Below are 25601 nucleotides of genomic sequence, written 5' to 3' on the forward strand. Positions count from 1 at the left end.
CAGAATATCTTCCACGCCTCCAGGTAGAGCGGATGCGTGCAGCTTTGCGCCCGCATCGGCTCTACCTTTTTGCACCTACGCAATGATCGTCGTAATTTTAGGGGCGAAGCGGACTAGCTCCTATGCGCGTTCCGCGGGGTCGCGGAGGGCTCCAGTTCATTGATACCGTCGATGCGCTGATCGTTCGCAGGAACGGCCTCGATCTCGAGATTGTGCTTTGCACGGCGCATGTGCTGCCATTCCTTCTCGAGGCGCAGGAATACGTCCGTCGGCATGAATTTTCTCTGCATTCGACCCTCCACGCGGCTGCGTCGAAGAACACGCAAGGAACTGCTTTGTTCCCGCGCCATTTTGCAAATCGCGAAGGAATTTGCGTTTCGGTGTGCCATCGAACTGGCCGGCACCGACCCGATAGGTGAACCCGCGCTGCTGCTGATCGGTTATGCGGCGGGGTCCACCTATCGCCCCCTCGAAACTGGTGAGGCCGCCTCCTCAATCGTATTCGGCGGTCGGCCTCAAGGCATACGCCTCAACGCGGATTTCACTCCCGGCGCGCGCTCGCGTCAAGGTTTAGCCCTTACTCAATTCGAGTTAGGAAAGATGTATCGGGTGTGTTTGCCTGCCGGGCAAGCCGAATGCGATACGGCTTAGATGGTCTGCAGGGTCCAGGACGCCGCGCCGGCAATCAGCCCGAGGGCGAGCGCAATGGCGATCGCATATCTCATCATCTTCATCCGACGTGTCCGCTCGCCGGTCCAATCGTAGCTCATCATGTGCTCCGAGATGTGCAGCTCAAACGTTAAGATTGGACGCTTTTTCTTAACAAAATGGAAACTACGCGGTTCCACGCCTCGAGACCTGCCGTATGAAAGAACCTGTCGGCGCGCGGTCCCGTTATCGATCTGTTAAGACTGCACGATTTGTCCGCCGATCCAATTTTCGTAAAATAAGTGTAAAAACGTATCAAAGTAAATACGAATATTAAGCGGCGCAAGGATGCGGCGATTATTATTGAGGCCAAGAAGACAATTTACCATTATTGAAAAAAGCTCCGCTGATTAACTATTCTCGCCGGTATTCAGGCTATATTTAGGGTGTCATTGCGGGCGTGAGAGCGAATAGGCATGTGCGGATTCGGCGGGTATCTTGGTTCAATACGGGACGGTAAGCCCCTTCTCGAAAGGATGACGGCCGCGATCGGCCACCGCGGCCCGGACGAGCGTGGGATCTTCACCGCGCCGGGTGCGGGCCTCGGTCATGTTCGGCTGTCGATTGTGGGGCTCGGGGACGGCCAGCAGCCGATGTCCGACCCGAGCGGCGAGCTGACGATCGCCTTCAATGGCGAAATCTTCAACTATGTGGAGCTGCGCGACGAACTGCGCGCCAGAGGCCGCCGGTTCCGCACCTCCAGCGATACGGAGGTAATCCTCCATCTTTACGAAGAGATGGGCGAGGACTGTCTCTCTCTCCTCAACGGCGATTTCGCCTTCGCGATCTGGGACGCACGCCGGCGCCGGATGATGCTCGCGCGCGACCGCATGGGTGTGCGCCCACTCTTCCACACTTTGAAAGGCGGCACGCTCTATTTCGCATCCGAGGTCAAGGCGCTCCTCGAAGTTCCGGGTGTCTCCGCAGAGATCGACCCGATCGCGCTCGACCAGATATTCACCCTATGGGCGCCGATCGCGCCGCGTACGCCCTTCCGCGACATCCACGAGCTCGAGCCCGGGCATCTGATGATCGCCGATCAGAACGGCACCACGACAAGGCCCTATTGGCAGCTCGACTATCCGGACCGGGACGAGCGCCCAGCCTATGCGGAGGAAAGCCGCGCTGCGGAGGAATTGCGCGCGCTCCTGACGGACGCGACGCGGATCCGCATGCGGGCCGATGTGCCCGTCGGCGCCTATCTTTCCGGAGGCCTCGATTCGTCCATCATCTCGGCGCTGGCGGCCGGGATGACGTCCCAAGGCTTGCGCACCTTCTCCGTCACCTTCGATAGCGCGGAGCATGACGAAAGCGCATTCCAGGAGGAGATGGCAGCGGCGCTCGGAACCGAACACCGCGCGGTCGCATGCCGCGCCGGCGACATCGCCAGGGACTTTCCCGATGTCATCCGCTTTACCGAGAAGCCGATCATCCGCACTGCGCCCGCGCCGCTCTACAAATTGTCCGGCCTGGTGCGCGAGGCGGGTCTGAAAGTAGTGCTGACGGGCGAGGGCGCCGACGAGGTTTTCGCCGGTTACGATATCTTCAAGGAAGCGCGCGTCCGCCGTTTCTGCGGCCGGCAACCCGGCTCGCGGATCAGGCCGCATCTGTTCCGCAAGCTTTACCCCTATCTGCCAGGCCTGCAGCAGCAGTCGGCCGAGTATCTCGCCGCCTTTTTCGGCGCCGGCGACGTGGCCCTCGACGACCCGCTCTTTTCGCATCGGCCACGCCTCAAGGGCACGGCGGCAACCAAGATGTTCTTCTCCTCGGACCTGCGCGCCGAACTCAAGGGCTATGATGCGGCGGAAGAATTGGTCAGCCGGCTCCCCGCCGCCTTCGGCCGCTGGCATCCGCTGCATCAGGCCCAATATCTCGAAAGCCGCTTCCTGCTGCCCGGATATATTCTCTCGAGCCAGGGCGACCGCATGGCGATGGCGCATGGGATCGAGGGCCGTTTCCCGTTCCTCGACCACCGCCTCGTCGAATTCGCCGCAAAGCTGCCGCCGGAAATGAAACTCAGAGGGCTCGTCGAGAAGCATATCCTGCGCGAGGCGACGAAAGACCTGCTGCCGCCGGCGATCGGCCGGCGGACGAAGCAGCCCTATCGCGCTCCGGACAGCCACTCCTTCAGCGGCGCGGGCGAACTCGATTATGTGCGCTCCGCCATGAGCGAGGACGCGGTCGCCGCCGGCGGGCTCTTCAACGCCAAAGCGGTAACGAAACTCTACGAGAAATGCCAGTCGCGCCCCGCCTCGGGCTTTCGCGACAACGCGGCCTTCGTCGGCGTCCTGTCGACGCAACTCTGGCTGCAGACATTCACCGGCACCAGCCTTCGCAAGGCTGAGGCCGCGTAAAAACCGTTGGAAAAAAGGATAGTGGAATGACCCAAGCGATTAAGGACAAGGTCAAGGCATTCGTCATCGAGAACTTTCTCTTCGGCGACAGCGCATACGAACTCGCGGACGACGCTTCGCTGATCGAGAACGACATCATCGATTCGACCGGCGTTCTGGAACTGGTGGCCTTCATCGAAGACGATTTCGGGATCGTGATGGCCGATGCCGACATCGTCCCGCAAAATCTCGACTCGCTCGCGCGGATTTCGGCTTTCATCGAAGCGAAAGCCGCCGTGCCGGTCTCGGCGTAAGCGGCGAAGGGCGGGGGCATCACCATCATGCGGTTCGAGCAATTCCTCATCAGGAACGCCGCGGCCAACGGGGCAAAGACGGCGCTGGTCACCGATCGCCGGCGGCTCGGCTATGCCGAACTCGACGATCTTTCGACCCGCCTCGCCGCCGCTCTTGCCGAAAACGGCGTGAAGCGGAACGATCGGGTTCTGGTCTTCATGGACAATTGCTGGGAGGCGGCCGCCGCGATCTTCGCGATCCTGAAGGCCGGAGCGACCTTCAGCCCGATCAATGCTTCGACCAAGGCGGACAAGCTTGCCTATATCGTCGCCGATTGCGAGGCGGCGGCTATCCTGACGCAGGCCAAGCTGATGCCGGTCGTTGCCGAGGCGCTGGCGCTTGCTCCCGGCCATGCGCCATTCGTCGCCTCGACCGCCGCGCCGGGCGGCCGCATCCCGGACGGTGCCGCTTCCTTCGAGGAATGCCTGACGGCTGCACCCGCCCCCGTCCGCCACGGCGGCATCGACGTCGACCTCGGCATGCTGATCTATACCTCCGGCTCGACCGGCCGTCCCAAGGGCGTGATGATGACGCATCGCAATATCGATGCGGCCTCGGAGTCGATCACCACCTATCTCGGCAACACGCCTGACGACATCATCCTGAACGTGCTGCCGCTCGCCTTCGACTACGGGCTCTATCAGCTGCTGATGGCGATCCGGCTCGGCGCGACGCTCGTGCTCGAAAAGTCATTCGCCTTCCCGCAGGCGATCTTCGACCGCATCCGGACCGAAAGGGTTACCGGCTTCCCGCTGGTGCCGACCATGGCGGCGATGATCCTGCAGATGCGTGATTTCGAACCCGGCTTCCTGCCGAGCCTTCGTTATCTCTCCAACACCGCGGCAGCACTGCCGCCGGCGCATATCGCCCGCCTGAGGGAGCTTTTCCCGGGCGCCCGGCTCTATTCCATGTACGGACTGACGGAATGCAAGCGCTGCACCTATCTGCCGCCGGAAGAGCTCGACCGGCGCCCGGGTTCCGTCGGGATCGCGATACCGAATACCGAAGCCTTCGTGGTCGATGACGAGGGAAACCGGGTACCGCCCGGTGTACCCGGCGAACTGGTCATTCGCGGCCCGCATGTGATGCAGGGCTACTGGCGCAACGACGCCGCGACCGAGCGCATGCTCCGCCCCGGCCCCAACCCCTGGGAAAAGGTGCTTCACACCGGTGACCTGTTCCGTACCGACGAGGAGGGTTTCCTCTATTTCGTCGGCCGCAAGGACGACATCATCAAGACGCGCGGCGAAAAGGTGGCGCCCAAGGAGGTCGAGACCGTGCTGCATGCGCATCCGGGAATTGCCGAGGCCGTGGTCATCGGTGTTCCCGATCCGGTGCTTGGAGCCGCGATCGGCGCTCTCGTCGTGTTGTCGGACCCGACGCTGACGGAGAAGGACATCATCCGTCATTGCAGCCGCCATCTCGAGGATTTCATGGTGCCGAAGATCGTCGAGTTCCGCACCGAATTGCCGAAGACGGATACAGGAAAAGTCAGCCGCCGCCTTGCGGCCGAAACATTGGAGCCCGCAGAATGAATATCCGACCGGACCAGAACAGGCTCGTCTTCTCGGCCGACACGCTGAAAATCGACGAAGCTGCGGAGGCCGACCGAATCGTCGCCGGATTGCGGGCCCAGTTGCGCAGCCTGCGCAAACGCGGCCTCGTACTCGGCCTTTCCGGCGGCATCGATTCGAGCGTCTCGGTCGCACTGGCCGTGCGCGCCGTCGGTGCGAAGAACGTCTTCTGCCTCTTCATGCCGGAGAACGATTCCGACCCGGAAAGCCTGCGCCTCGGCCGCCTGGTCGCCGAGACGTTCGGTGTCGAGGCGGTGGTCGAGGACATCGGACCGACGCTCGATGCCATGGGCTGCTATCAGCGGCGCGATGCCTTCATTCGCGAACTCGTCCCCGATTACGGCCCGGGCTGGGCGTCGAAGATCGTCATCGCCAATGCGCTCGAAGGCGACGGCTACAACATTTCCTCGCTCGTGGTGCAGGACCCCGAAGGCAAACAGAGGAAGCTGCGCATGCCGCCTTCCGTCTATCTCGGCATCGTCGCCGCGACGAATATGAAGCAGCGCACCCGCAAGCAGATCGAATATTACCATGCCGACCGGCTGAACTTCGCCGTGCTCGGCACGCCGAACAGGTTGGAATACGACCAGGGCTTCTTCGTCAAGAATGGCGATGGCGCGGCAGACGTCAAACCGATCGCCCATCTTTACAAGTCGCAGGTCTATGCGCTCGCCGGACATCTCGGCATTCCCGAGGAAATCCGGCGGCGGCCGCCGACCACCGACACCTATTCGCTCGAGCAGACGCAGGAGGAGTTCTATTTCTCCCTGCCTTATGACCGCATGGACCTCTGCCTCTTCGGCCTCAACAACGGACTCAGTGCCGACGAGGTCGGACGCGCGGCGAATCTAGGCGTGGCTCAGGTCGAGCGCGTCTGGGCCGACATTGCCGCCAAGCGCAAGGCGACGCGCTACCTGCATCTCGGGCCGCAGCTGGTGCAGCCGGTCGAGGAGATCGAGTAAGGATCCGATCGCACGCCCCGTCTCTGAACGGGGCGTGCGATCGGCCGGCTTTATTGAGAGGGTGCAGGTGTCGTCGGTGCCGGTGCCGGTTCTGTGGGCGCGGGCTCCGTCGTCGCCGGGGGAGTCGTTTCAGTCGCCGGGGGCGTTTCAGCCGTCCCTGGCATGAAGAATATGACCGCGAGAATGATAATCGCGAGCACGATAATGCCAATGATAACGTTGCGGTTCATGGTGTTTTCTCCGCTGCTGACGATCATCTTCGATTGACTGCACGACGGCGAGTAGAGAAGCGGCCGCCATGCGTTCAACCGGAGATGCGCCGTTAGCGTAACATGAGTCTCGCCAAGCAATAACATACCAGCTGAATTGACTGTCTTTTCTGCCGGTTCGATGCGCTGCCGAGGCCGGATTGCCGCACCGGCCGATTTTTCATCGGCGAAAAACACCCTGCAGAATCGGAACTTCCGGGCGCCGTTTGGGCGGTGACATAGTGCGCGAGCATCGTTCCACAAAGGGAAGAATGATCATGCTTGCCAGCGACGTATCAGCGATCGAGCACAGACCATTGGGTCGCTCCGGCCTCTCCGCCGGATCGATCGGCCTCGGCTGTTGGGCGATCGGAGGCTTCTTCACCCTCGACGGGAAGGCGGACGGCTGGGGAGAGGTCGATGACGAACAGTCGATCCGAGCAATACATGTCGGGCTCGACATGGGTGCATCGCTGATCGACACCGCCGACGCTTATGGAACCGGTCATAGCGAGGAGGTCATTGGCCGAGCCCTCAAGGGGCGAAGAGGCGAGGCAATCGTCGCAACCAAGTTCGGATATACCTACGACCGTGCCAAACGTGCCCTGATCGGCACGGATGTCAGCCCTTCCTATATCGAGCAGGCCTGCACGGCGTCGCTCCAGCGTTTGGGCACCGGCCATATCGACCTCTATCAGATACATGTCGGCGAACTGTCGCACGATCAGGCGGATGCTGCCGGCGAGACACTTGAAAAGCTCGCGGAGACAGGTGCCATCCGTTTCTGGGGCTGGAGCACGGACAACGCCGCCGGCGCGAAGCGGATGGTGAAGTTTCCGCATTTCGTCGCGGTTCAGCAGGAGCTCAACGTCTTCACGAACGGGCCCGATATGCTGGCGATGTGCGAGAGCACCGATCTTGCAAGCCTGAACCGGTCGCCATTGGCGATGGGATTTCTGACCGGCAAGTTCAATCCTGATACGCGCCTGCCTGACGACGACGTGCGCGCAGCCGGTCACAGCTGGGTGCGGTTCTTCGAGGACGGACGGCCGCGTGCCGACTATCTCCGGCGCCTTGAAGAGCTCAGGGAGCTTCTCCAGACGGGCGGCAGAACCTTGGCTCAGGGTGCGCTGGGTTGGCTTCTCGCCCGTTCGCCCAGCACCTTCCCCATACCCGGTTTCAAGTCGGAGGCGCAGGTCCGGGAGAATCTCGCGGCGATGCAGCTGGGGCCATTGCCGGCCGCAATAATGGCGGAGATCGATGCGCTTCTCCGCAAAGGACCGACCGGCGTGGATCGACCCGCCGGCGGGCGGTGATCGGCGGGCCGCTCAGGGCAGCTCGATCGATTTGAGCCTTCGCGGCGGAGATCGGCCTTCCAATCGGAAAGTGTTGCTTTCCTGCAACGGAAATCGCTCGGGGGCTGCAATTCGAAATTGAGTACTTGCCGATCGGCCGGTCTCGTGCAAGGATCACCTCATCCGCAATTCAAATCAGAGGAGGCGTAAGATGGATTCCAATCTCGTGTTTGTGCGCCTCTGCGGCGGAACGGCTATCACGCCTTCGATGCGTAGCGCATCTGGTTTCAGCCGCTACTGATCCAAGGCTCACAAGCCCGCATTTCCGCCTTTTGGCGCTTCCCTTTTTACCTGACGTGACCGGATGACGGGGCGATTGTTCGCATTTTTGCGTTCCGCATCCGCACGTCTCTGATCCTCGAAAGGACCTGGCTGCGTCACTGCGCCGGGACGGACAGTCATGCGTGAACCACAAGCTGTAGTTGTCGAACCCCTCGCGGCGACGGTCGATGAACTTTACCGGAAATTCGGCGTCTGGAAGACCGCACGCGCGCTAATGTCGGCCGCCTGGAGGCGCCGTCAGGCGCAAAACCAGATCACCCATCTGTCGAACCGGATGCGCCGAGACATCGGCCTTCCGGAGGCGGAGGAGGAAGTCCCCATCTGGGACATAGGCGCCTTCATTCAGGCTAAGGCAGGGCGCCCGGATTGACTTGCAGTGGTCGGCCTGCAGCAAAAGGAGAGAGGAACCGAAACTTCCTCTCTCCTTTTTGATGCCCTTCTCCCGCCGTCAGCCCTGTGCAAGCTCCCATCGTCACCATGCTGCCTAGAACTGGTCGCCGGTTCCGTCGAGTCTCGTTGCGGACAGATGGTCTCGCACGTCACGGAAATCTCCACGTCGTGCGGAGGCGAAACGGACCGAAGATCAGGCAAAGAAGGAGGCCCGGTTAACCATTTGTTAACCATGGCTCGCCTACATCTTGGCAACCAAAAATTAACGAAGATGACCAAAGTGCTAACAGACGCTCGCTCGATCCGCATCAAGGGCCGCTCCTTCCTGGCGCTGGTGCTTTCCCCGGAACTGCCGCTCGACTGGTGGCTTGGCCGGCTCGATGACCTCGCTTCGCGTTCGGCGGGCTTCTTCCTGGGGCGCCCGGTGGTGCTCGACGTGGCGGATCTCGAGATCGACCGGAAACAGTTGAAGAGCCTGCTCGACGAGCTCGGCCAGCGCAATGTCAGGGTCATGGGGATCGAAGGCGGACGTCCCTCGCTCTTCGAACCGGGAATGCCGCCTGCCATGAAGGGCGGCCGGCCGGCGCCCGATTTCGAGGTGCCTGAGACCGATCCGACCGATCCGCCGAAGGCCGGCAAGGGAAAGGCCGCTGCGCCGATTACAACGGAGGAGGTTCAGCCGGTGCGGGCGACGGCATCGATCATCGTCCGGGAACCGGTTCGTTCCGGACAGTCGGTCATCTTCCCGGAAGGCGACGTGACGGTGGTCGGCTCTGTCGCATCCGGCGCGGAGATCGTCGCAGGAGGTTCGGTCCATATCTACGGGACGCTCCGAGGGCGGGCGCTGGCAGGCTCGGTCGGAAACGCGTCTGCGCGCATTTTCTGCCGCCGGCTCGAAGCGGAATTGCTGGCGATCGACGGCGTCTACAAGACGGCCGAGGACATGGCGCCCAATCTGCGCGGCCAGTCGGTCCAGCTCTGGCTGGAAGGCGATTCGATCATGGCGGAAAGACTTAACTGAGCCGGTTGCCGGCGGGATTTATCGGATTAGAGCGGGGATGCGGGCGGAAAACCGCTCACAGTTTTCCTCATCCCGCTCTGACAACAGGAGCGGGAAGATGGCGAAAGTAGTTGTAGTTACATCTGGAAAGGGCGGCGTCGGCAAGACGACGTCAACCGCCGCACTGGGTGCGGCGCTGGCGCAGCGCAACGAGAAAACGGTCGTCGTCGATTTCGACGTCGGGCTGCGCAATCTCGACCTCGTCATGGGCGCCGAGCGCCGGGTCGTCTACGACCTCGTCAACGTGATCCAGGGCGACGCGAAGCTGCCGCAGGCGCTGATCCGCGACAAACGGCTCGATACCCTGTTCCTGCTGCCGGCATCGCAGACCCGCGACAAGGACAGCCTGACCCCCGAGGGCGTCGAGCGGGTGATGGAAGAACTCAGGAAACACTTCGACTGGATCATTTGCGACAGCCCGGCCGGGATAGAGCGCGGCGCGACGCTCGCGATGCGCCACGCCGACCTCGCCGTCATCGTCACCAATCCGGAAGTCTCCTCCGTTCGCGACTCCGACCGCATCATCGGCCTGCTCGATGCCAAGACCGAAAGGGCAGAGCGCGGAGAGCGGGTCGAGAAGCACCTGCTGCTGACACGCTACGATGCCGTCCGTGCCGAGCGTGGCGACATGCTCAAGGTCGATGACGTCCTCGAGATACTCTCCATCCCGCTCATCGGCATCGTTCCCGAGAGCATGGACGTTCTCAAGGCTTCCAACCTCGGTGCCCCGGTGACGCTCGCCGACAGCAGCAGCGCTCCGGCGCGTGCCTATCTGGATGCTGCGCGCCGCCTCGCGGGAGAAACGGTACCGATGACCATTCCCGGCGAGAAGCGTGGCTTCCTGGGCAAGATATTCGGACGGAGGGCAGCATGAGCATTTTCCGTTTCTTCAGCAAGCAGACCTCGGCGCCGACGGCGCGCGAGCGCCTGCAGGTGCTGCTGGCGCATGAGCGCGCGTCGGTCGGCCAGTCGGATCTCGTGGCGGTGCTTCGGGAAGAAATTCTCGCCGTCATCGCCAAGCATGTCCAGGTCGACCGCGACAAGGTCAACGTCACGATGGAACGCGGCGAGCACGTCACCACGCTCGAAGTCGACATCGAGATCCCGATGAAGGCGGGCGTGAGGGCGGCCTGAGCCGGCCGCGTCGCCGGACCGCAGCATCACCGAGCCCGGCAGGTTGCACAATGGCTACCGGATGGATAACCTTTTTCTGCAGCCTCTCATTCGAGAGGCTGCAGAGCCGCTTTCGCCTGGCCGCCTTGCCCCATCGTCGGACTTTGGTCCGAATCGCATCGGACGATCGTCCGACCGGTGAAAGCGAAACGTCTGAACCACCTCGATTGCAGTTGACGCACTGACCAGACCGTGAACAAAGATGGCGCAACAGCTGGCGAAAGCGAATGTTGGGCTTTCCCGGTGGACTGTTGTCGCGTCGGCGGCGATGCCGACGATCGGTGAAAGCGTCAATGCATTCGCGAGACCGCGTCAGGCGCAGGCCGGTAAAACTCTTCAGGAGGAGCGTGATGGTCACGCGTCGAAACTTTCTCGCAGCACTGTGCTGGGTTTCGGTCGGCCTTCCCGTCGCCGTATCGCCTTACAAAATCGCGCTGTCGGGCTCAGGCATCGAACTGGAACCGCAGTCCGCTCTCGCCAAGGGAGGCGGTAGCGGCGGCGGACGTGGCGGTGGCGGTGGCGGACGAGGCGGCGGAAACGGTGGCGGCGGCGGAAACGGGAATGGCAGGGGCGGCGGCTCGAACGGCAAAGGCGGCGGCAATTCGAATTCCGGCCGGGCAAGCGGAAGAGCAGCGACGTCCGTGGAAGGCGGCGGCTCCATCCTGCGCGTACGTCACCGGGACGGCATCAGCGAGGTGATCGAAGGCGCCCGTTACATCATGAAGGATTCGCGCGGGCGCACGATCGTCAACCGGCGTGCGACGTCGGCCGACCGGAGACGGCTTCTGTCGTTCATTGACTGACCGGACGCCAGTCGAGCGCGTCGCGCAGCACCATGGCCGCCTCCGTCCGGTTGGCGACGTCGAGCTTCGCCATGATCTGCGTCATGTGATGTTTCACCGTTTTCTCGTGCAGATCTAGCTTTCGGGCAATCTGCTTGTTGCTCATTCCCGAGGCGACGAGGTGCAGGACCTCCTGTTCGCGCCGCGTCAGCTCGGCAACGAGGTTGGACTTGGCCGGTGCAGAATTGGCCAGCTGCCCCGTCAGCAGCTTGGCGGAAAGGGTGGGGGCGACATAGCTCTCGCCTGAGGCGACGGTGCGAATGACTTCCGCCAGCGCCCTCGCGCCGATGCCCTTGAGAATGTAACCCTTCGCGCCTTCCTTCAGGGCTGCCGCGACGTCGTCATTCGCCTCGGAAACGGTCAGCATGACGATCTTCTGCGAGGGCGCGACGCTCAGGATCGCCGGAATTGCGTTCAGCCCGCCGCCCGGCATGGAGATGTCGAGCAGCATGACGTCAGGGTTGAGGCTTTGCGCAATCGCGACCGCTTCGTCCCGCGACCCGCCTTCCGCGACGATCTCGAACCCGTCGATCTCCGACAGGCTCCGGGTCACACCCTCCCTGAACAGAGGATGGTCATCGACCACGGCTACTCGAATTCCCGTCATCATGCCTGCTCCATTTCCTCGAGGCCGAGCGACATCCGGACGATGGTGCCGGGCGCGTTGGGGTTGATCTCGAATGTTCCGCCGAGGCTCTCGACGCGGCCTTTAAGACCCGCGAGGCCGAGGCTCGTCGGCCGTACTTCGCTTGGGTCGAAGCCCGGACCGCCATCGGCAACCTCGACGGTAATCTTGTCACTGTTCGTGTTCTGCGTCACGCGCTGAGCGATGCCGCCGCCGTGACGAAAGGCGTTGTTAAGTGCTTCCTGCACGAAACGGTATATGCAGATCTTGGCCGATGCGGAAAGGCGCTCGGGCGGGTCGCTCATCGACAAGTCCACGGTCGTTCCCGTTCGTTGTTCATGGGCGCGAACGCAACGCTCCAGAATCTCCCTCAGGCTGGCAGTCTCTATCTGCGGCAGCACCAGCCCGTTGCACAGCGTCCTGATCTCGTTCATCGCCTCGTCGAGGCTGCCCTTGATGGCGGCGATCTCACGCTCGCGCAGTTCGGCGGGCGTCGAGGGGCTGACAAGTTTGTTGCTGTCCAGCCGAAGCGAAGCATAAGCCACGAGCTGCGCCGGTCCGTCATGGAGGTCGGCGCCGATCCGCCGCAACAGGGTTTCGTTCAGCGCGGTCGCACGCTGGGATGCCTGGCGCAGGCGCGCGCGCAGTGCCTCGTTCTGCGCAAGCAGCGCCGAAAGCTCATCGACGCGCTGCCCAAGCGCATGGCGCTGTTTCTCGATCGTTCTGCTGCCGCGCAGGACGATGGCCGAAAGCGCGATGAAGAAGGCGAGCGTGAAGCCGGCAACGGCGATCCACGTGTGAAGCCGCGCCCGATTGAGGCTCTGCTCGAATTCATCGGCAATCTCGTGGAATTCCGAGACGGCGACCACCTCACCGGACCAGGGTTGGAGAAGGGGATTGTAGATCTCCAGGAGAGGACTGTTCGAAAGGCGCTCCGTCTCGCCGTCGGCCTCGTCGAGAGGCATGAAGCGAGCGACCATGCCGCCGTCGAATGCTGCCGTCAGCTCCGGACCCAGCTCGTACTTTTGACCAACCATGGCCTTTTCGCTCGAATAGAGAACGGTGCCGTCGGCCCGCCAAAGTCGGAACGACGCGAGCCGATCGCCCAAAGCGCCCTGCCCAAGCGTTTCGTCGAGCGCCCGTGCGACCGAGTCGTCGAGCACCTGCGTCGTTTGCATGTCGGGCAGGAGCGGCGCAATCACGCTGTCGACATAGAGCGCCGTGGTTGCCGCGGAGTTGCGCGTCACGGCTTCCTCTATGAGGCTCGTCACGAAGGCACCGACGACAAGCATCGCCGCAGCCGCTACCGAGCCACCGATAATCAGGAACTGCTTTGCCAGCGGCTGAGAGTTCCACCGTCTGATGAGGTCGTCGACGTGCACGAGAAATCTCACGATGGCCCGCTCAATTCGTCGCCGGCACTGCTGCGTTCTTTGCAACCGACAAATTAGCATCTCCGGCCGGCCGGTCAACGCGCGCCATCCCTTACCCCTTGGTCATAGCGCATCTTGGGACTTTTGACGACCGTGCCCACGGACCTAAGTCCTATCAACCGGCGCATTGGTCCGGCGACGGTGGAACCCGCGCCAGTTGCACGCTATCGCTTTATCAATTGAAGCAGAAAATCGGCCGGAGCAACAACGGCCGCGACATTCGATAGGAGGCCCTCATGCCTGTTTCCAAATTCGTCGGACGAGGTCTTATTGCGCTGGCGCTTGCAGGTGCGCCCCTGGCGGGCATTACGCCCGGCATATCGGACATCGCCTTCGCCAAGGGCGGCAATGGCAACGGTGGGGGCAACGGTGGCGGCAGCGGCGGCGGCAATGGTGGTGGCGGCAACGGCAATGGCGGCGGCCACGGCAAGAGCGGAAACCACGGCAATAGCGGAAGCCATGCGAAGGCTCGATCCCATTCGGGCAGATCGGGCGGCGAACGTGCGGGCACGCCTCGTTTCCTCCAGGACCTGTTCAAGCACGGCAGGAAGTCCGAACGTGCGGCCACCGGCAAGTCCGGCAAGGTAGTCAAGGCCAGGGCCACGAAAACGGCTGTCCCGACGCCGAAGCCTAAAAATTCGCAGGCCGAAGCGGCAAAGCTGAGCTCACTCGGCCGGAACTATCACGCCTATCTGAACTCGAACGACCCGCGGATGGCGGCAATCTCCGCCTATGCGATCGCCTATGCCGAGTTCGAGGCCGAATTCGGCTCGGACGTCATCCCGACCGATCCGGCTCTCAGCGATGAAGCGCTGCGCGAGGCGATTGCAAGCTTCACGAATGGCGGCGAAGTGACGGACGCAACACTGGAAGACGTCAAGGAAACGCTCGGCGTCGGAACCTCCGTCGGGAAGATAGACGATATTCGTGAGCACCTTCTCGACACGACGCCTGATGAGGACATCGCGCTCGAAAACTGACCGAACGAGGCGCGTCGCCGGATGGAACATCTGAGAAGATTCGACCGTGTCGCCGGCGCCGTGACCCAAGCGATGCGGGAGGGGCGGATAGGCTTTTCCCTGCAGCAGGTCAATGCGGTCGACGATACGGGCGAGGTGCTCTATTCGGAGTGCCTCGGCAGACTCGTAGAACGTGACGGAGCGGTCAGGACGAGCGAGGAATTCACTGCTTTTCTCGAAGCGTCGGGACGTGTTGCGTCGTTCGATCGATACATGGTCGGTCTCGCATTCGAGTGGCTCGACTGCAATCCGTCAGGCGTGTTGGGTTGCGATATCTCGGCCGGCAATATTTTCGACCAGAACACCTGGTCGGAACTTTACGATCTGCTTTCGCGAAATCGGGAAATGGCCTCGCGCCTGGTTCTCGAAATAACGGAGTGCCTGCCGCTGGCCACTCTGCCGATGGCGGCGGAGTTCATCGAAGGCGCACGCGCACTGGGCTACAGAATCGCCTTGGACAGTTTTGGAACGGGTCACTCGACGCCGGAATCACTGTTGTCCGTTCCCGTCGACATCGTGAAACTGGACGCATTCTTCATCGGCCGCGGCCAGGGTGTGGGCAAGGGCAAGGGGTTCCTCCATCATTTGGTAGGGCTTGCTTCATGCGTCGCGCCGACGGTGATCATCGAGGGCATCGAGACCTACGGACAGCTCGAAGCCGTCAAAAAGGCCGGCGCAACGCATGTGCAGGGCTTCCTTCTGTCCGAGCCGACGCTGTACCCCGTCTATTGTGGCCAGCCGGCGCCGCTGCCGGCCGCCATACCCAGATCTTCGGGATCGCGCCAGCTGCATTCCTAGATCACGAAGCTTTTTGGTCGGGTCGACCTAAAAGCATGAACGTGATCGATTCCAAGAGTTAGAACGGGGTTGCAGATATCGAGTATGTGATTGGCCGTGAGTTTGGCAATCCACGCGAGTCGGCTACACGTCTACACGCGATCCCCGTTTTCCTCTTCGTACTCGCTTGAGATGTTTAGCAAAATCCGACTACAAAGACGCACGCTTCTTCTGGGAGCGATCTCCGCAACAGCAGCCGTCGCGGGGTGCTCGACCTCTGCGCCGCAGGCGGAGCGCGCTCCCGTGCCGCGTCTGGTGAGCCGCCCGATCGGGCTGGCGAGCGATGCCGAACTGGAAGCCAGATATGCTGCCGTCGAAGATGGCGGACATTTTATTCCGGCAGTCCCCTATAGGGAGATGGATCCGAAATACTTTCGCCAGCGGGTGCCGGACCCTACCGGCGAACCGGCGGGGACGGTGGTCGTAGACACGCCCGGGCGGTTCCTTTACCTCATCGAGCCTGGCGGAACGGCGATGCGCTACGGCGTCGGCATTGGGCGCGAGGGCTTCGCCTGGCAGGGCGAAGGGATCATACACTGGCGCCAGCCCTGGCCTCGGTGGAAGCCCCCGGCCGATATGATCGCCCGCCGGCCGGAACTCGAAAAATACTCCGTCGCGAATGGAGGCATGGCCCCCGGCATCGACAATCCCTTGGGTGCCCGCGCGCTGTACATCTTCCAGAACGGGCAGGACACGCTGTACCGTCTGCACGGGACGCCGGAATGGAAGTCGATCGGCAAGGCAGTCTCGTCGGGGTGCGTTCGGCTGGTGAACCAGGACGTCATCGATCTCTACGAGCGTGTACCCTACCACGCCCCGATCGTCGTCTATCAAAAGCCGCTTGCCGAGCAGCTTCAAGTTTAGAGACTGTTGATATTCGGATAGCCGCCGCGGTTTGTTTGATTTCCTCATTCCTGTGACAAGCACAGGAGGAGAGATTGCAGTCCTCCGATACGTTTCCTCGGGCGGTGCTGTCGGCAAGATGGCTTACATACGCGCAAGCGCCAGAATCGATCACGTCGATGACTTTAGGTCGAGCCGGCCTAAAATCATCGTGATCTAGTGCATTTCGAACGATGCATTCCCGGGCGCAAGACCGCTATGCACATTTCTGGAAGCGCTCTAGAGCGGGATGCATTTAGGCGGAATCGGAAAGGGGATTCCTTTTTCTGCGCAAATCAGATTCACCATTCAGGCCGGTGAAGGAGGCCGGCCTTTATGGCGAGACCTTTTTCGAATGATCTTCGGGAACGCGTTGTCGATGCGGTGACGGGCGAGGGCCTATCGTGCCGGGCAGCGGCCAAGCGCTTCGGCATCGGCATCAGCACCGCGATCGATTGGGTGCGGCGGTTTCGCGAGACGGGCAGCGCCGCACCCGGCCAGATGGGTGGGCACAAGCCCCGCAAGCTTTCCGGTCCGCACCGGGCTTGGCTGCTTTGCCGCTGCCGCGAGCGCGACTTCACGCTGCACGGACTTGTCGCCGAGTTGAGCGAGCGCGGCCTGAAGGTGGATTATCGCGCCGTCTGGACCTTCGTGCACGAAGAGGGGTTGAGTTATAAAAAAAGACGCTGGTCGCCAGCGAACGGGAGCGGCCCGACGTCGCCCGCCACCGGGCACGATGGCTGAAGCACTGCCCCGGAATTGATCCCGCCCGCCTCGTTTTCATCGATGAGACCTGGACGAAGACGAACATGGCGCCGCTGCGGGGCTGGGCGCCTCGCGGCGAACGACTGGTGGGCTACGCCCCCTTCGGCCATTGGAACACCATGACCTTTGTCGCCGCACTCAGGGCCGACCGCGTCAGCGCTCCCTTTATCCTCGATGGCCCGATCAATGGCGAACGCTTCCGCATCTATGTCCAGCAAGTTCTGGTGCCGGAACTCAAAGCCGGCGACATCGTCATCCTGGACAATCTCGGCTCCCATAAGGGTCAGGAGATCCGCGCCGCCATCCGTAAGGCCGGCGCCCGCCTGTTCTTTCTGCCGAAATATTCCCCCGATCTCAATCCGATCGAAAAGCTCTTCGCCAAAATCAAGCACTGGTTGCGTGAGGCACAGGCCAGATCACGCGATGCAATCCATGACGAACTGCGCCACATTCTCCAAGCCGTCACCCCACAGGAATGCGCAGCCTACTTCAAAGAGGCGGGATATGAACGGGCTTAAATACATACCGCTCTAGATCCGGTTGAAAGTCCCGCCGATCAGCCGGCTCCAGTGTTCCCCCGCCAGCCCGTTGATGAAACCCTGTGCATGACGGAAGGCGTCGACGAGCTCCTCCTCGCGGGAATGGACGACGGTCGAGGCGGCATGGACGAAGCCGATACGGCGGCCCATCATGGCCTCAAGCAGCGCCGGCTGGGTTCGACCGCGAACCGCAGCGGCGCCGCGCGCGGCCGCGTGCTCTATCAGGCAGTCGAGGATCGGACCAGCCTGTCCCGGCAGGGCGAGGACCTGGAGTACCCTGGCAGTTCCGCCGGGCCGCAGGTGGTAGAAAAACGCTCCGACGGGAGCACCACTTCGCGTCCTCACGGCCGCAAGCACCGGCGCGCCGAATTCCGGCTTCTTCTCCGCGTCTTCGAGGATATGGTCCAGCTGGCCCTCGGCCCAGGCCGGCTGCACGGCAAACTGCCGGGTCAAGGGTGCGAAGAGCTCGGCGAAGCCATGCCGGTCGATGTCGGCGACCTGCAGCGGGCCCTGTGTGGTGGCGGCGTCGGGCACGCCCGACCAGCGCAACTCGCCGCGTCGCAACCTGCCGCGATGACGGCGGTCGAACGCATGAGCCAGCGGGCCGAGTGCGCGAGCGGGGCCGAACCGGCTCGCGACGAGATCGAGGCCGAAGGATGCGGGCCGGATAACGCGTATCCAGTCGAGACTGTATTGCGGCAGCACGACGCCACGCAGCTTCGTCCACATCTGCGTCGAAACTTCGCTCGCCGTTTCGCTGAAGGAAAGGTCCTGCGGTCCTGCAAGGAACGCTTTCAGCAGCCGCGCGCCGGCCATCGGATCGCTTTCGTGGCCTTCGACCATCAGCGAGCCGCAGATTGCGGCGCGCAATGGCCTGCCGCGATACGTCATGGCCAGAGTGTTCGCTCCGACGAAGCCGGAAATCCGGCCGTCATCGTTGCTGTACACGAGCGGGCGGATTTCCGGGTCGTTGCCCGGGGCATCGATATAGAGTTGCCGAAGATATTCGATGAACGCAGGCGGCGGCTCCTCCGCGCTGTTGCGGAAAACCTTCTGGAAGAGCCGCGCGACAGCCGGGATATCCTCGACTGCGAGCGAACGGATGTCGCTCATCTGCTTGCCCCGTCAGCCGCGGCGGTCGCCGCTGCACCTCCCAGCCTGCGCGCGAGTGCGACCCGCGGCTTTCCGGCCGAGTCCTCCGCGAATGTCACTGCCTCATAGGCCTTCGTTCGGGCGAGAAGCGCCGTGGCCTGGCGATCCTGTCCCTCTCCGAACTCGAAGAGAAGCCAGCCGCCCGGCTTGAGGAAGGCGACAGCCTCGCGGATCAGCCGCTGATGGATGGATATGCCGTAGGGGCCGCCGTCGAACGCCTCCCGCGGCTCGCTCGCGAGAAGATGCGCGCTGTCGCCTTCGAGGCGGGATGTCGAGATATATGGCGGGTTGCAGACGATCATGTCGACGGCACCCTCGAGGCTTTCTCCGGCGAGGGCGGCGAACAGGTCGCCCTGCCGGATGACGACGCGGTCGCCAAGCGAAAGGCGATCGACGTTGCGCCGCGCAAGCGCGACCGTGCTGTCGGTGAGGTCGGCACCCCAGACACGCGCAAGCGGTACCTCCTCGGCGATCCCCAGAGCGAGATTGCCGGATCCGCAGCACATGTCGATCACGGTCGCCGGTCCGGCGCGCTCGGTCAGGATCGCTGCGGCGTTCCGCCCAAGGAGTTCCGTCTCCTCCCTCGGCACGAGCACATCCGGTGCGAGTTCGAGGTCGACGCCCATGAATCGTACGAGCCGCGGCGCGCGACCCTCGGACCGGCCGTCAAGATGATTGTCGCCCTGCAGCACGAAGGCTCCTTCGGTTATCGGATTGGAAGTCGTCCGGCGCACACTAGCGCGTGCAGGTAAACGGAAGCTGAAATGGAGGGCGTCCGATAACACATGACGTCACAAAGCTTATGTTAACCGGCCAATCACTTATCCTCGCTAGTGTGCGCCTCAATCGGCGAGGGTGCAGGTCGCAGCCCGGTGCCGACCCTTAGTCGGATTGTCAAGGCAGAACGGATGGCCCCGGAAGGTGTGACGGAACAGCGCGGCGACAGACCATTCCTGCCGATGGTCGTGTCCTATCTCGCCTCCGGCGGCAGTCTGGTTCTCGGTTCGGCGGCGCAACTCCTTACCTTTGCCATCCTTGCACGCTGGCTCGGCGTCCACGAGTTCAGCGTTTTCGTCGCAATTACTGCAGTCGCCAACATAGCCGTCCATCTCTGCGGGCTCGGGGCGATGGAATGCCTGGTGCGCCGGGTCGCGCGCGACCGCGCGATCTATCCGCAGATGCTCGGACACAATGTCATCCTGACGGCGGCGAGCGGCGCAGCTCTGGTCCTGTTGGGAGCGGTGGTCCTGCCGTTCTTCTTCACCCTTTCGCCGGACCCCGTGACGAATGTCGCCGTGATCACGCTGATGCTCGTCACGAATATCCTGCTGGTCCGGGTCATCGTGCTCACCGAGCAGATCTTTATCGCTCACACGGATTTTGCCTCCGCGAACAAGGTCGTCGTCGGTTTTGCGGCCGCGCGGACGGTTGCGGCGGCACTCGCCTGCGTCGCCTTCGGCGTCACCAGCGTCGCATCCTGGGCGGTGTGGCAGTTTCTGTGCCATGTCCTCGTGGCGCTCTTGTGTATGCGGGCAATCCGGGGACTTGGTACGCCGCGCTACCGCATCGTGCGGGAGGAAATCCCGCAAGGCCTTTACTTCAGCATACCATTCATCCTGCGCGCGCTCCGCCAGAATGCCGACCTGCTTGTCCTGAGCCTCGTCACCACTGCCGAGGTCGTCGCGAGCTACAGTGTCGCCCGCCGCATGCTGGAGAGCAGCTATCTTTCAGTGGAAGCGCTAAACCGGCTTATCTACCCGGGTTCGGCGAGGGCAACGGCGGCGGGACTTCACCAGGCGCTGCAGCGCGTACGCCGGGTGCTCGCTGCCGCCACGGTCATTAGCCTCGCTGCGGCCGTCACGGTCTTCGTTCTGGCGCCGGTCCTGCCGTACCTTTTCGGCAAGGACTATCTCTCGCTGGTCGGCTTCGTCAGAATCCTATGCTGGGTCGTGGTGCCGCTGGCGATGTGGTCGGTCGCGGTCGAGGCACTCGGTGCCTCCGGCGCACACGCCGCCCGCGCGACCGTCATGGGGCTCGGCAGCATCGCCGGCGCCGGCCTTGCCGCATGGGCAAGCTGGTACGCCCCGCCGATGGGAACTTTCCTGTCCTTCTACGCAATCGAAATCGCGATGGTGGTCGCCTCTTGGAGCGTGCTCCTGCACTTCGTGCGGCGCGACCGCCGCCAGGCTGCGCTCACCTTTGGAGCGGGCGCCATATGACGATGGAGGCGGATGAAATTCGCGTATCCGAGAGCGTGCCGGCCGGTGCAGGGCAGCGCCGCGGTACGCGCGCCTTGGCGCCCGGCGACATTCCGGCGGTCGGACGGCTGTTCAACAGGATTTTCCGAAGGCAGGACCACGCGCCCGAGAATGACCTTGGACGTTATCTCGAGACCGTCTTCTTCGGCAGCCCCCACTATTCTCCCGAACTCGGCAGCGTCGTGCACGAAAACGGTGCGACCGGCATAGACAGCGCAATACTCGCGGTACCGATGGCGTTCATGGTCAATGGCCGCCCGACCATGGCCCGTCTTCTCTGTGCCTTCATGGCGGATGGTAAAGCAGGAGCCGTTGGAGCGGCGCGTCTTGCGCGCACCATGCGGGCTTCTCGCCAGGACATGTGCTTCTCCGACAATGCGTCGCCGGTCAGCGCCGACCATTGGGTTGCGGGAGGTGGCATCGTCCTGCCGATCCAGAGCCTCGAATGGCAGCGTTCGTTTCTGCCCTTGACCGCCGCGGCTTTCCTTGCGGGCAGTCACTTCCCGATAGCGCGCTCGCGCGTTGTCGTCGGCGTTCTCAAGCTGATCGACCGTGCACTGCGCCGGTTGCGGCCCTCCATGCGGCCGAAGGCGGAGGACGAATGCAGGATCGAGGCAGCGGGCGTCGAGGAGTTCCTCCAATGCGCGAGCCCGATGCTGGAACGCTTTGCGATCCGCCCGGCCTGGTCGCGAGCCGAATTCGATTGGCTCGTGCGCGTCGCTTCGATGAACCGGAGCCTCGGGACGCTCCAATGCAGGAAAGTCGTTCTCGCGGACGGCCGCACGATCGGCGCCTTTCTTTTTTTCGGCAAGCAAGGTGCCGTGGCCACGGTGCTCAATCTCGTCTGCGAAGAGGGGCGCGAACGCGACGTCGCCGCTGCGATGTTCGCGCGGCTCGATGCGGAAGGCTATGCCGTGGCGGTCGGCATGGCACAGCCGTTCCTGATGAACGCTATCTCGCGCCAGCGATGGCTGTCATTCCGGCACCGCGGCTACTTCTGCATGGTGACCCGCCATGCGGACCTTAGGGAGGCGGCAGAGCGCAACGACATCTATATCGGCGGCCTCGCCTCCGAGACCTGGAGTCGGCTGCTGACGGATTTTTAGCTGGGGCTTACAAATGTCACGGCCGATGATCCCAGGGATTGATGATAGTTACACCGGTGTCAGCGAAATCCGCGACATTGCGGGTTGCCACGGAGGCACCGCGAGACCAGGCGATCGCGGCAATCTGCGCGTCGAACTGGCTGATCGGGCGACCGAGTTTACGCCGCCGGGCGGCTATGGAACCGAAAGCGTCCGCCGCCTCGCTGTCGAACGGTAGAATACGCCCGGCAAGATCCTCACGAAAGATCGGGACAATCGCTGCCTCGAGCTCTTGCCGTCGGCGTCCGTCGGGCATGAGCCGCAAGCCGTAGAGAAGTTCAGCTTCCCGTTTACCGTCGTGGTAAATACAGCCGCGGTTTGTTGCTCGGCAAGCCAGGTCTCTACCGCGACGGAGGGCGCCGGGGCCAGCAGCTCCGACAGAACACATTGGTGTCGAGAATGATCACCCGGAGAAATCCGGTAGGTCGCGGATGGAATCGCGGAGGGGTAGCTCAAGCTCAACGCCTCCGAGCGGCACGATGCGGGAGCGGATTGCTGCCGCGAGATTGGCCGGTCGGTTTTCGCCGGTCGAAAGCGCAGCGCGAAGGATGTCCCGCGCTTCGTCCTCCATTGAACGCCCATGCGCGGCGGCACGAATGCGCAGACGCTTTTTAAGCCCGTCATCGAGGTTGCGGATCGTCATGCTCGCCATGCGGCTTCTCATCATTGATGGCAATTTAATGGTTGACTGCAGCGGCGGCAAGGAACGCCTGCGAGAGATCCGGAGCCGGCTGCCGACGGATTTTGGTTGCATGTCTTGCCGTCGGTCATTCGCGATTGTATGAGCGAGGCCTGTTCTGACGCAGTCGATGGGAAATGACGATGGCACCTGCGGTTCTGTTTGAAGGCCTGTCAGCGTTCCCGCCCACACCCGCCGATGTGGACGGCAAGATCTCCGAAGAGGCGCTGTCGCGACTGCTCGAGCGTATCCGCCTGGCACGCGCGGACTCGATTGGATTGCTCGGCAGCACAGGCGCTTACGCATTTCTCTCGCGCGGTGAACGGCGAAGGGCAGTGGAGATCGCTGTCGAATGTGTGGGAGGCAGAGTTCCCCTCATCGTCGGCGTCGGCGCACTCAGGACCGACGAGGCCCAGGCGCTCGCGCGCGACGCGAAGGAAGCCGGGGCAGATGGACTCCTCCTGGCTCCCGTATCCTATACGCCCCTGACCGAGGAGGAGGTTTATCAGCATTTCGTTGCCGTTGCCGGCGCTTCCGACTTGCCGCTCTGCATCTACAACAATCCGGGCACGACCAAGTTCGTCTTCAGCGACGAACTGATCGTACGGCTCTCAAGGGTGTCGAATATTGCCGCGGTGAAGATGCCGCTGCCCGCCGACGGCGATTTCGGGGGTGAAATCGCTCGACTGCGGGCGAAGACGCCTGCAGCTTTTGCTATCGGCTACAGCGGCGATTGGGGCGCAGCAGATGCGCTCCTGTCGGGTGCCGATGCGTGGTTCAGCGTCGTCGGCGGTCTTTTGCCTGTTCCCGCATCGAAACTCGCCCGGGCGGCAAAAGCGGGCGATCGCGCGGAAGCGCACCGGATCGACATGGCATTCCAAGCGCTATGGGCCCTGTTCAAGGAGTTCGGCAGTTTCCGCGTGATGTACGCCATCGGGAGCGTCCTGAACCTCTTTCAGGCATTGCCCCCGCGGCCGATTTTGCCGCTTGGACCGGGTGACAGAGCCCGCGTAGACGAGGCTGTTCAGAAACTGGTCGACCTCTAAGAGCGGCTCTCCACCGAGATAGGTGCGTTATGTGGGATAGGCAAGCCGCCGCTTGGCACTTTGCATTCCGCACAGCCTGGGAATCGTCGGGGTAATACGATCGGCACTCGGAGAAATCCGGTGCGTAGCGGATATGCTTTGAATGCGCCAGCAGCCGGACGCTTGAGGATGCCTACGCCAGCTGGCCTGCCCAAAAGGTTACCGCCTGAACCCTTCCGCTTAACCGAATATTCACCCTGCAGGCCCTAAATCTGCACGGGGAATTGCTTATGCGGCAATAAGCACCTTGGTGGCTCCAAGGGGATGGGGAAAAGCGATGTATCGGCGCAGCGAGCCCGAGGGACTGGGATTACGCCTTGAAAGGCCACATCAGCGCCTTCGCTCGGGCGGAGGGTCGTTGCTCGACCTCGTGCCGGCGGTAACGGAAGAGCCCGCCGCTAACGAGGAGGCTCCCGCCGAGGCGGAGGATGGCACCTCCGCCCGCGTGGTGGATATTCCCGTACCCGCCCATCAGGCGCGCGCTCTTGAGAAGCAGCCTTCCCCCGTCGCGGATTTCTTCCCGCAACTCCACCTCCTGGGCAGCATCGGGGTCAATGACCTCATAGCGTGGCTGCGCAACGGCGCCCGCTGGATCGTGCTCGCGCTCGCCCTTTCGGTTGCCGCCGCCTTCGCCTATGCGGTGACGGCGACGCCGCGATACACGGTCTATACCGACCTCGTCGTGGACCCTTCCAATCTCAACGTCGTCAGCGACGACGTCTTTACGACCAATCCGCAGCGCGACGCGCAATTGCTGGAAGTCGAAAGCAAGCTCCGGATACTGACCTCGCGCAACGTCCTCCAACGCGTCATCGGCGAGATGCGGCTTGCGGACGACCCCGAATTCGTCAGGCCGACATTGCTCGACTGGCTGAAGGCGCTCATCGCCCCGCGGGACGCCGAGGCGGACAAGGAATTGGCGGCGATGCGCGCCTTGTCCGAGAGGGTCGAGGCGCGCCGGGAGGAACGCTCCTTCGTCGTGATCCTGAAGGTGTGGAGCGAGGAACCGGCCAAGGCAATCGCCCTCTCGGACGCGATCGTCGAGGCTTTCGAGGCGGAACTCTTCCAGTCGGCCGCCGAGAGCGCCGGCCGGGTAGCGCAGAACTTGAATGAACGACTCGATGAGCTGCGGCGCAACGTCACCGAAGCGGAGAAGAGGGTCGAGGATTTCCGGCGCGACAACGGTCTGCAATCCACCAATGGCGAGCTCGTCAGCAACCAGCTTTCGAGCGAGCTCAACACACAGGTCCTCGACGGTCAGCAGCGCTTCATCCAGGCGGAAACGCGTTACAGGCAGATGAGCGCGGCTGTTGCCGAGGGCCAGACCGCCAGCGCCTCGGTGTTCGAGTCGGCGAACATGACCAATCTGCGCCAGCAGTATAACGCCTTGCAGCAGCAGATCGGCTCCATGCAGCTTACCTATGGCGAGCGACATCCGCGGCTCGTTGCCGCGCGCTCGGAGCGCACGACGCTGGAAGCCGCGATGAAGGATGAAGCCCGCCGCATTCTGGAGCGCGCGAAGGCCGACTTCGACCGGGAGCAAAAGGCGCTCGATGCGCTCCGCGGCAAGGCGGATGACGAAAAGTCGAACGTCTTCACCGATAACCAGGCCCAGGTGCAGCTTCGTGATCTCGAACGCGACGCGCGCAGCAAGGCGGCGATCTACGAAACCCATCTGGCACGCGCGCAGCAAATCACCGAACGCCAGCAGATCGACACCACGAACATTCGCGTCATCTCGCGTGCCCTGCCGCCCAATGCGCGAAGCTGGCCCCCGCGTACCTTGATCCTGCTGATCGGCGGCGCCCTTCTGGGTGTCGCAATCGGCATCGCCGCGGCACTTGCCCTCGGCCTCTGGAAATTCCTTCGCGGCAAGACCCACGTGGCCGCCTGAGGAGCCC

The 25601-nt window shown here is 62.8% G+C and carries 27 protein-coding genes and 1 pseudogene; 19 read left to right on the top strand and 9 right to left on the bottom strand.

Annotated features, from left to right (window positions below):
- Window positions 1-113: 113 nt before the first annotated feature.
- Window positions 114-290: a hypothetical protein gene (locus M1D34_RS18445; RefSeq protein WP_498783498.1), complete on the bottom strand. Its 177-nt coding sequence runs from the start codon at window positions 288-290 to the stop codon at window positions 114-116.
- Here M1D34_RS18445 and M1D34_RS18450 point away from each other — a divergent pair.
- Complete coding sequence (locus M1D34_RS18450; RefSeq protein WP_498783500.1) at window positions 274-651, top strand: hypothetical protein; 378 nt, start codon at window positions 274-276, stop codon at window positions 649-651. The two genes, M1D34_RS18445 and M1D34_RS18450, sit on opposite strands and share 17 nt — an antisense overlap.
- On the opposite strand, the gene M1D34_RS18455 is transcribed toward M1D34_RS18450, so the two are convergent.
- A complete protein-coding gene (locus M1D34_RS18455) occupies window positions 648-770 on the bottom strand; it encodes a hypothetical protein (protein ID WP_013850378.1) in 123 nt (40 codons plus the stop codon). The genes M1D34_RS18450 and M1D34_RS18455 overlap by 4 nt on opposite strands.
- 354 nt (window positions 771-1124) lie before the next feature.
- Between M1D34_RS18455 and asnB the strand changes: the two genes are divergently transcribed.
- From asnB to nadE, 4 genes are read left to right on the top strand one after another with little or no spacing between them, the layout of a single operon-like run.
- Window positions 1125-3062, top strand: a complete 1938-nt coding sequence (gene asnB, locus M1D34_RS18460; RefSeq protein WP_028006220.1) for an asparagine synthase (glutamine-hydrolyzing) — start codon at window positions 1125-1127, stop codon at window positions 3060-3062.
- Between the two features lie 26 nt (window positions 3063-3088).
- Window positions 3089-3355 (top strand): acyl carrier protein, encoded by a 267-nt coding sequence (locus M1D34_RS18465; protein WP_010976177.1) that lies wholly within the window; start codon window positions 3089-3091, stop codon window positions 3353-3355.
- Between the two features lie 27 nt (window positions 3356-3382).
- Window positions 3383-4930 (top strand): class I adenylate-forming enzyme family protein, encoded by a 1548-nt coding sequence (locus M1D34_RS18470; RefSeq protein ID WP_498783503.1) that lies wholly within the window; start codon window positions 3383-3385, stop codon window positions 4928-4930.
- Window positions 4927-5931 carry an NAD(+) synthase gene (gene nadE, locus M1D34_RS18475; RefSeq protein ID WP_498783505.1) on the top strand — a complete coding sequence of 335 codons (1005 nt, stop codon included), beginning with the start codon at window positions 4927-4929 and terminating at the stop codon, window positions 5929-5931. The genes M1D34_RS18470 and nadE overlap by 4 nt, the downstream gene beginning before the upstream one ends.
- Before the next feature lie 50 nt (window positions 5932-5981).
- Here the strand turns inward: nadE and M1D34_RS18480 are convergent, their stop codons facing one another.
- Window positions 5982-6377, bottom strand: coding sequence for a hypothetical protein (locus M1D34_RS18480; RefSeq protein ID WP_162145506.1), 396 nt, complete (start codon window positions 6375-6377; stop codon window positions 5982-5984).
- Between the two features lie 74 nt (window positions 6378-6451).
- Between M1D34_RS18480 and M1D34_RS18485 the strand changes: the two genes are divergently transcribed.
- From M1D34_RS18485 to M1D34_RS18510, 6 genes are all read left to right on the top strand, one after another.
- On the top strand, window positions 6452-7495 hold the full coding sequence (locus M1D34_RS18485; protein WP_498783507.1) for an aldo/keto reductase: 1044 nt from the start codon (window positions 6452-6454) through the stop codon (window positions 7493-7495).
- A 439-nt stretch (window positions 7496-7934) separates the two neighbouring features.
- A complete protein-coding gene (locus M1D34_RS18490) occupies window positions 7935-8186 on the top strand; it encodes a YjiS-like domain-containing protein (protein WP_127668825.1) in 252 nt (83 codons plus the stop codon).
- 291 nt (window positions 8187-8477) lie between these two features.
- Complete coding sequence (gene minC / locus M1D34_RS18495; RefSeq protein WP_498783510.1) at window positions 8478-9227, top strand: septum site-determining protein MinC; 750 nt, start codon at window positions 8478-8480, stop codon at window positions 9225-9227.
- A 97-nt stretch (window positions 9228-9324) separates the two neighbouring features.
- Window positions 9325-10140 carry a septum site-determining protein MinD gene (gene minD / locus M1D34_RS18500; RefSeq protein ID WP_010976171.1) on the top strand — a complete coding sequence of 272 codons (816 nt, stop codon included), beginning with the start codon at window positions 9325-9327 and terminating at the stop codon, window positions 10138-10140.
- The gene (gene minE, locus M1D34_RS18505; protein WP_003526351.1) at window positions 10137-10400 is read left to right on the top strand and encodes a cell division topological specificity factor MinE; all 264 of its coding nucleotides are present in this window, start codon (window positions 10137-10139) and stop codon (window positions 10398-10400) included. The genes minD and minE overlap by 4 nt, the downstream gene beginning before the upstream one ends.
- A 389-nt stretch (window positions 10401-10789) precedes the next feature.
- On the top strand, window positions 10790-11242 hold the full coding sequence (locus tag M1D34_RS18510) for a hypothetical protein (protein ID WP_498783513.1): 453 nt from the start codon (window positions 10790-10792) through the stop codon (window positions 11240-11242).
- On the opposite strand, the gene M1D34_RS18515 is transcribed toward M1D34_RS18510, so the two are convergent.
- The gene (locus M1D34_RS18515) at window positions 11232-11891 is read right to left on the bottom strand and encodes a LuxR C-terminal-related transcriptional regulator (RefSeq protein WP_498783515.1); all 660 of its coding nucleotides are present in this window, start codon (window positions 11889-11891) and stop codon (window positions 11232-11234) included. The genes M1D34_RS18510 and M1D34_RS18515 overlap by 11 nt on opposite strands.
- On the bottom strand, window positions 11888-13300 hold the full coding sequence (locus M1D34_RS18520; protein WP_498783517.1) for a sensor histidine kinase: 1413 nt from the start codon (window positions 13298-13300) through the stop codon (window positions 11888-11890). Before M1D34_RS18520 ends, M1D34_RS18515 begins: the two co-directional genes overlap by 4 nt.
- Window positions 13301-13575: 275 nt before the next feature.
- Between M1D34_RS18520 and M1D34_RS18525 the strand changes: the two genes are divergently transcribed.
- The 4 genes from M1D34_RS18525 (at window position 13576) to M1D34_RS18540 (ending at window position 17360) form a co-directional block, all read left to right on the top strand.
- Window positions 13576-14319, top strand: coding sequence for a hypothetical protein (locus M1D34_RS18525; protein ID WP_498783519.1), 744 nt, complete (start codon window positions 13576-13578; stop codon window positions 14317-14319).
- A gap of 21 nt (window positions 14320-14340) precedes the next feature.
- Window positions 14341-15156 (top strand): EAL domain-containing protein, encoded by an 816-nt coding sequence (locus M1D34_RS18530; RefSeq protein ID WP_498783520.1) that lies wholly within the window; start codon window positions 14341-14343, stop codon window positions 15154-15156.
- Window positions 15157-15327: 171 nt separating this feature from the next.
- On the top strand, window positions 15328-16059 hold the full coding sequence (locus tag M1D34_RS18535) for a L,D-transpeptidase (protein WP_498783522.1): 732 nt from the start codon (window positions 15328-15330) through the stop codon (window positions 16057-16059).
- A 354-nt stretch (window positions 16060-16413) separates the two neighbouring features.
- Window positions 16414-17360 (top strand): IS630-like element ISRm2011-2 family transposase gene (locus M1D34_RS18540; RefSeq protein ID WP_011970797.1). Its coding sequence is split into 2 segments (ribosomal slippage): window positions 16414-16753 and window positions 16753-17360, totalling 948 coding nucleotides; the frame shifts between segments, so codons are not numbered across the junction.
- 12 nt (window positions 17361-17372) lie between these two features.
- On the opposite strand, the gene M1D34_RS18545 is transcribed toward M1D34_RS18540, so the two are convergent.
- A complete protein-coding gene (locus M1D34_RS18545) occupies window positions 17373-18494 on the bottom strand; it encodes a GNAT family protein (protein ID WP_498783524.1) in 1122 nt (373 codons plus the stop codon).
- Complete coding sequence (locus M1D34_RS18550; RefSeq protein WP_498783526.1) at window positions 18491-19318, bottom strand: N5-glutamine methyltransferase family protein; 828 nt, start codon at window positions 19316-19318, stop codon at window positions 18491-18493. Before M1D34_RS18550 ends, M1D34_RS18545 begins: the two co-directional genes overlap by 4 nt.
- A gap of 123 nt (window positions 19319-19441) precedes the next feature.
- On the opposite strand from M1D34_RS18550, the gene M1D34_RS18555 reads away from it, so the two are divergent.
- Together M1D34_RS18555 and M1D34_RS18560 are read left to right on the top strand one after the other, a co-directional pair.
- Complete coding sequence (locus M1D34_RS18555) at window positions 19442-20752, top strand: lipopolysaccharide biosynthesis protein (RefSeq protein ID WP_498783528.1); 1311 nt, start codon at window positions 19442-19444, stop codon at window positions 20750-20752.
- Complete coding sequence (locus M1D34_RS18560; protein ID WP_498783530.1) at window positions 20749-21897, top strand: GNAT family N-acetyltransferase; 1149 nt, start codon at window positions 20749-20751, stop codon at window positions 21895-21897. The genes M1D34_RS18555 and M1D34_RS18560 overlap by 4 nt, the downstream gene beginning before the upstream one ends.
- Before the next feature lie 16 nt (window positions 21898-21913).
- Here the strand turns inward: M1D34_RS18560 and M1D34_RS18565 are convergent.
- A pseudogene (locus M1D34_RS18565) lies at window positions 21914-22343 on the bottom strand (type II toxin-antitoxin system VapC family toxin).
- Window positions 22340-22588, bottom strand: coding sequence for a FitA-like ribbon-helix-helix domain-containing protein (locus M1D34_RS18570; RefSeq protein ID WP_498784297.1), 249 nt, complete (start codon window positions 22586-22588; stop codon window positions 22340-22342). The pseudogene M1D34_RS18565 and the gene M1D34_RS18570 overlap by 4 nt, the downstream one beginning before the upstream one ends.
- Before the next feature lie 170 nt (window positions 22589-22758).
- On the opposite strand from M1D34_RS18570, the gene M1D34_RS18575 reads away from it, so the two are divergent.
- The gene (locus M1D34_RS18575; protein WP_498783532.1) at window positions 22759-23661 is read left to right on the top strand and encodes a dihydrodipicolinate synthase family protein; all 903 of its coding nucleotides are present in this window, start codon (window positions 22759-22761) and stop codon (window positions 23659-23661) included.
- Window positions 23662-23977: 316 nt separating this feature from the next.
- A complete protein-coding gene (locus M1D34_RS18580; RefSeq protein ID WP_498783534.1) occupies window positions 23978-25594 on the top strand; it encodes a GumC family protein in 1617 nt (538 codons plus the stop codon).
- Window positions 25595-25601 lie beyond the last annotated feature (7 nt).

The organism is Ensifer sp. D2-11 (assembly GCF_054161295.1).